At 55.8% G+C, this 5,197-nt stretch carries 4 protein-coding genes; all 4 read right to left on the bottom strand.

What is annotated here, in order from left to right; all coding sequences use genetic code 11:
• On the bottom strand, positions 1-1,209 hold a 1,209-nt coding region (glgA, locus tag NG42_RS06500), incomplete at its 3' end, for a glycogen synthase GlgA (RefSeq protein WP_052898460.1).
• A gap of 65 nt (positions 1,210-1,274) precedes the next feature.
• The gene (gene glgC, locus NG42_RS06495; protein ID WP_052898459.1) at positions 1,275-2,567 is read right to left on the bottom strand and encodes a glucose-1-phosphate adenylyltransferase; all 1,293 of its coding nucleotides are present in this window, start codon (positions 2,565-2,567) and stop codon (positions 1,275-1,277) included.
• Between the two features lie 10 nt (positions 2,568-2,577).
• The gene (gene glgX / locus NG42_RS06490; protein WP_052898458.1) at positions 2,578-4,563 is read right to left on the bottom strand and encodes a glycogen debranching protein GlgX; all 1,986 of its coding nucleotides are present in this window, start codon (positions 4,561-4,563) and stop codon (positions 2,578-2,580) included.
• Positions 4,560-5,197 (bottom strand): alpha amylase C-terminal domain-containing protein (locus NG42_RS23380; RefSeq protein WP_241488317.1); only part of this gene is annotated, 638 nt, incomplete at its 5' end. The genes glgX and NG42_RS23380, both read right to left, overlap by 4 nt.

The following is a 5,197-nucleotide window of genomic DNA, read 5'->3' as shown; positions in this document are numbered from 1 at the left end:
ATCCGCCAGCCCGCCGGTACGGCGCACCAGCGGCAACGTGCCGTATTTCAGACCATATAATTGCGTCAGCCCGCAAGGTTCGAAGCGGCTGGGCAGCAGAATGACATCTGCACCGCCGATAATGCGATGCGAGAAGGCTTCGTGATAACCAATTTGCACACCCACCTGTCCCGGATGTTCGGCCGCTGCGGCGAGAAAACCTTGTTGCAGCACCGCATCACCGGCGCCCAATAACACCAGTTGCCCACCCTGCTCCAGTAATCCAGGCAGCGACTCCAGCACCAGATCCAATCCCTTTTGCCGGGTTAAGCGGCTGACCACCGCAAATACCGGCACTTTGTCATCGACTTTTAAGCCCATGGTAATCTGCAACTGACGCTTGTTCTCCGCTTTGGCTTCCAGCACGTCGCGGTTGTAACGCGAACCGAGCAACAGGTCGTGCTCCGGATCCCAGATCGCCGGATCAACGCCGTTAAGAATACCGCTCAGTCGCCCTTCCCGTAGCCGCAGCTCGAGCAAAGACTCCATGCCGTAGCCAAACTCCGGCTGGGTTATCTCCCGCGCATAAGTCGGGCTGACCGCCGTAATATGATCGGCATAGAACAGCCCGGCTTTCAGGTAAGAGATCTGCCCATAAAACTCAAGGCCATGCATAGAAAAGAATGACCATGGCAGTTGAATCTGGTCCATATGGTGAGCCGAAAACAGCCCCTGATACGCGAGGTTATGTACGGTAAATACCGACTTGGCCGGTCGCCCACGCGCGGCCAGATAGGCGCAGGTTAAACCGGCATGCCAGTCGTGCGCATGCACCACATCCGGACGCCACCAGGTATCCAGCCCACAGGCCAGTTCACAGCCGATAAAACCCAGTAACGCAAAGCGCAAATAGTTATCGGTATAAGCGAATTGTGATTCATCGTGATAAGGACTGCCTGGCCGATCGTACAGCCCTGGCACTTCAATCAGATAAATCCCCACGCCATTGAAATGCCCAAAATGCAGCCGAACATAACCGGCAAAGGTTTGTAGTTCCGCGACCACTTCAGTATTGGTAATGCCTTTACGCAAATCAGGAAACATCGGTAATAACACCCGAGTATCCGTTCCCTCGGCAATCTGTGCTGCTGGTAATGCCCCGACAACATCCGCTAAACCCCCGGTTTTGAGCAGCGGAAAAAGTTCTGAACAGACATGTAAAACCTGCATTCTGGGCTCCTTAACTAGGCTCTGGCACGCTCCAGCGCGCCAACAGCGATAACCGTTTTCATCCGTCAGCCAGCCGCTTTGGCCAGTCTGGCCAACATCGCTCGCGTAACCAGCACGATCCCTTCTTCCGAACGATAAAACCGGCGGCTGTCCTCATCAGGATTTTCACCTATCACCATGCCTTCCGGCAGTTCGCAGGCGCGATCGATAACGCAACGACGTAAACGACAGGAGCGGCCAATTACCACATCAGGTAACAGCACCGAGGAATCAATATTGCAGAATGAGTTCACCCGCACGCGCGGGAATAACACCGAGTGCACCACCACCGAGCCGGAGATAATGCAGCCGCCAGAGACCAGTGAGTTCATGGTCATCCCATGGCTGCCGGAACGATCCTGGACAAATTTTGCCGGGGGGAGCTGTTCCATCTGAGTGCGAATCGGCCATTCATGGTCGTACATATCCAGTTCCGGCGTGACCGTGGCTAAATCAAGATTGGCACGCCAGTAAGCTTCCAGGGTACCGACATCACGCCAGTATGGCGGTGCGCTGTCGTCACTCTGCACGCAGGAAAGATTAAATGAATGGGCGTAAGCCTCACCGCTGGCGACAATTTTCGGCAGCAGGTCTTTGCCAAAGTCATGGCTGGAGTCTGTCCGTTGAAGATCGTCTTCCAGCAGTTGGTAAAGATAATCGGCGTTAAAGACGTAAATCCCCATACTGGCCAGCGACTGCGTATCATCGCCCGGCATTGACGGCGGGTGTTCCGGCTTCTCGACAAATTCGATCACTTTATGGTTGTTGTCCACCGCCATCACGCCAAAGGCGCTGGCTTCGGCAATCGGCACCGGAATACAGGCAATCGTACACTGCGCGTCGTTATCCACGTGATCCAGCAGCATGCGCGAGTAATCCATTTTATAGATATGGTCGCCCGCCAGAATCACCACGTACTGGGCGTTATAACGCCGGATAATATCGAGGTTTTGCGTTACCGCATCAGCGGTTCCGCGATACCAGCTTTCGGTCGAAAAACGTTGCTGAGCCGGAAGCAGATCAACAAACTCGTTCATCTCATTATTGAAAAAGGACCAGCCACGCTGAATATGCTGCACCAGCGTGTGCGACTGATACTGAGTAATCACGCCAATGCGACGGATACCGGAGTTAATACAGTTAGACAGTGCGAAGTCGATGATGCGGAATTTGCCGCCAAAATGCACCGCCGGCTTGGCACGTTTAGCGGTGAGATCCCGCAGGCGCGTACCGCGTCCGCCAGCAAGGATCAGGGCTACAGTTTGCGTTGGCAGCTGTCTTGCCAACATCAGATGGTCTGCTCTTTCTAATTTAACCATGTCTGACTCCTTATGATTGCTTTTGGAACACACACACGCCGTGCGCGGGACCATGCCAGACGGTTGAAAGGATCGGGTTATCATCCCCGGCAAAAGGAGGAATGGCGTACCATTCTCCATCAGGTAGTGCGATGTCACTCACCTCTTCGGAGGCGTTTATTGTTATTAACCAACGGCCTGAGAGCAGAATTTGCAATCTGTGCAGCCCCTGTTCCCACTGTTCACTGCTCAGTGGCTGGCCGTCAGCATTGAGCCACTGCACATTGCCGTCTCCTTCCTGCCACCAGCGATCCTGCTGCAACGCCGGAATACGGCGACGCAGATGAATCAGCGCAGCGGTGAAGTCGAACAGCCCACTGTCATTATCCTGCCAGTTCAGCCACGTTAGCTGGTTATCCTGACAATAAGCATTGTTGTTGCCATGCTGGCTGTGACCATGCTCGTCACCGGCCAGCAGCATCGGCGTACCCTGTGACAGCAACAGCGACGTCAGTAGCGCGTGTACGCTATTGCGGCGACGTTCAATCACCGTCAGCGGCACTTTCAGCCCTTCAGTGCCGTGGTTATGACTGTAATTATTGTTGCTGCCATCGAGATTATCTTCGCCGTTAGCCTGGTTATGCTTACGCTCATAACTCACCACATCGCGCAGGGTAAAACCGTCGTGAGCGGTCACCAGGTTGATGCTGGCCGATGGCAGACGATTTTGCTGCTGGAAGACATCACTGGAACCGGCAAAACGGCGGGCGAATTCGCCGTTAGAGATATCGCCATACAGCCAGAACCGGCGCATGGCATCGCGGAAATGATCATTCCATTCGGCAAACGGCTCGGGGAAATTACCGACCTGATAACCGCCGGGGCCAATATCCCACGGCTCAGCGATCAGCTTGACCTGCGACAGCAGCGGGTCGGCTTTCAGCGCCGCAAACATCGCGGCCTGCGGATCGTAATCCGGCGTGCGGCCCAGCACCGTCGCGAGATCGAAGCGGAAACCGTCCACATGGCAGACTTCCACCCAATAACGCAGGCATTCCAGCGTCCACTGCATGACTTCGGGGTGGCTGATATTCAGGGTGTTGCCGCAGCCCGTCCAGTTCTGGTACTCACCTTTATCGTTCAGCCAGTAGTAGCTTTTATTGTCAACGCCGCGCTTCGACAGTGTCGGGCCGGTCTCTTCCAGTTCGGCGGTGTGGTTAAACACCACGTCGAGAATCACTTCGATACCGGCGCTGTGCAGCGCTTTGACCGCCTGCTGAAACTCATTCAGTGGATGAAGCTGATCAATACCGGAAGCGTAACGCGCGTCGAGCGCGTACGGCGCCAGCGGGTTATATCCCCAGTAATTGGTCAGCCCCAGCCGCAGCAGCCGTGGCTCGCTGGCAAAATAAGCCACCGGTAACAGTTCCAGCGCGGTAATCCCCAGCCGTTTGAAATAATCGATCATCACCGGATGGCCAAGCGCGGCATAGGTGCCACGGATCGCTTCCGGAATATCCGGATGCAGTTTCGTCAGGCCGCGTACATGCGCTTCGTAGATCACCGTCGATCCCCACGGCACACGCGGCGGCACGTCGTCATCCCAGTCGAAATCGTCGATCACCACCACGCTTTTTGGTGCGATGGCGGCACTGTCCGCGGTGTCGGGTTCATCAACACCACACTGGAAGCGCGGATCGTCGGTGACTTCGCCGATCACTTCACGGGCGCAAGGATCGACCAGCAGTTTTGCCGGGTTAAACCGATGCCCCTGCTGCGGCTGCCACGGGCCGTGCACGCGATAACCATACAGCTGGCCGGGGGTGGCGGCAGGCAAGTAACCATGCCAGATATCGCCGCTCCGCGAAGGCAGGTCGTAACGCGTTTCGTTGCCCTCGGCATCAAACAGGCACAGCTCCACACGTTCGGCATAGTGGGAAAACAGGGTAAAATTGATGCCCTTACCGTCGTAGCAGGCACCCGACGGTTCAGGACGGCCAGCCAGTAATGCGCTCATTCTCCCTCCCGCATCAGCCACACGGTTGCCAGTGGCGGTATCACCATACTCAGCGAATGCTCACGCTGATGACTGTGAACCGGCTGACTGTGCAGCAGGCCGTTAGTCAGGTTACTGCCGTGGTAATGCCCGGCATCGGTATTCAGAATTTCACGCCAGCGGCCTGGCTGATTGATGCCAAAACGGTAGTCATGGCGAGCCACTGGCGTAAAGTTGGCGACAACAATGATCTCATTGCCCGCGCGGTCGCGGCGGGCAAAGACAAATACTGAGTTGTCATGATCGTCGACCACCAGCCATTCAAAACCGCGGTGGTCGAAGTCGAGCTGATACATCGGTTGGTGATGGCGATAGGTCAGATTCAGATCGCGCACCAGTCGCTGTACGCCGTTATGCCAGTTATCCTCGCCCTCCAGCAGATGCCAGTCGAGGCTGGTGTCATGGTTCCACTCGCGACCCTGAGCAAATTCGTTGCCCATAAACAGCAGCTTTTTACCGGGGAAGGCCCACATCCAGCCATAATAGGCGCGCAGGTTGGCAAACTTCTGCCAGGCATCGCCCGGCATACGATCGAGGATCGAACGCTTACCGTGAACCACTTCATCATGGGACAGCGGCAACACAAAGTTTTCGG

The sequence above is a fragment of the Winslowiella iniecta genome, assembly GCF_001267535.1.
Lineage (GTDB): Bacteria > Pseudomonadota > Gammaproteobacteria > Enterobacterales > Enterobacteriaceae > Erwinia > Erwinia iniecta.
The sequence above is the reverse complement of the archived record's forward strand: the minus strand, read 5'-3'. Positions and strand labels throughout refer to the sequence as shown.

Coding starts and splice junctions, on each gene's coding strand:
- glgC (WP_052898459.1), bottom strand. CDS start 2,567: ATGGTTAAATTAGAAAGAGCAGACCATCTGATGTTGGCAAGACAGCTG.
- glgX (WP_052898458.1), bottom strand. CDS start 4,563: ATGAGCGCATTACTGGCTGGCCGTCCTGAACCGTCGGGTGCCTGCTAC.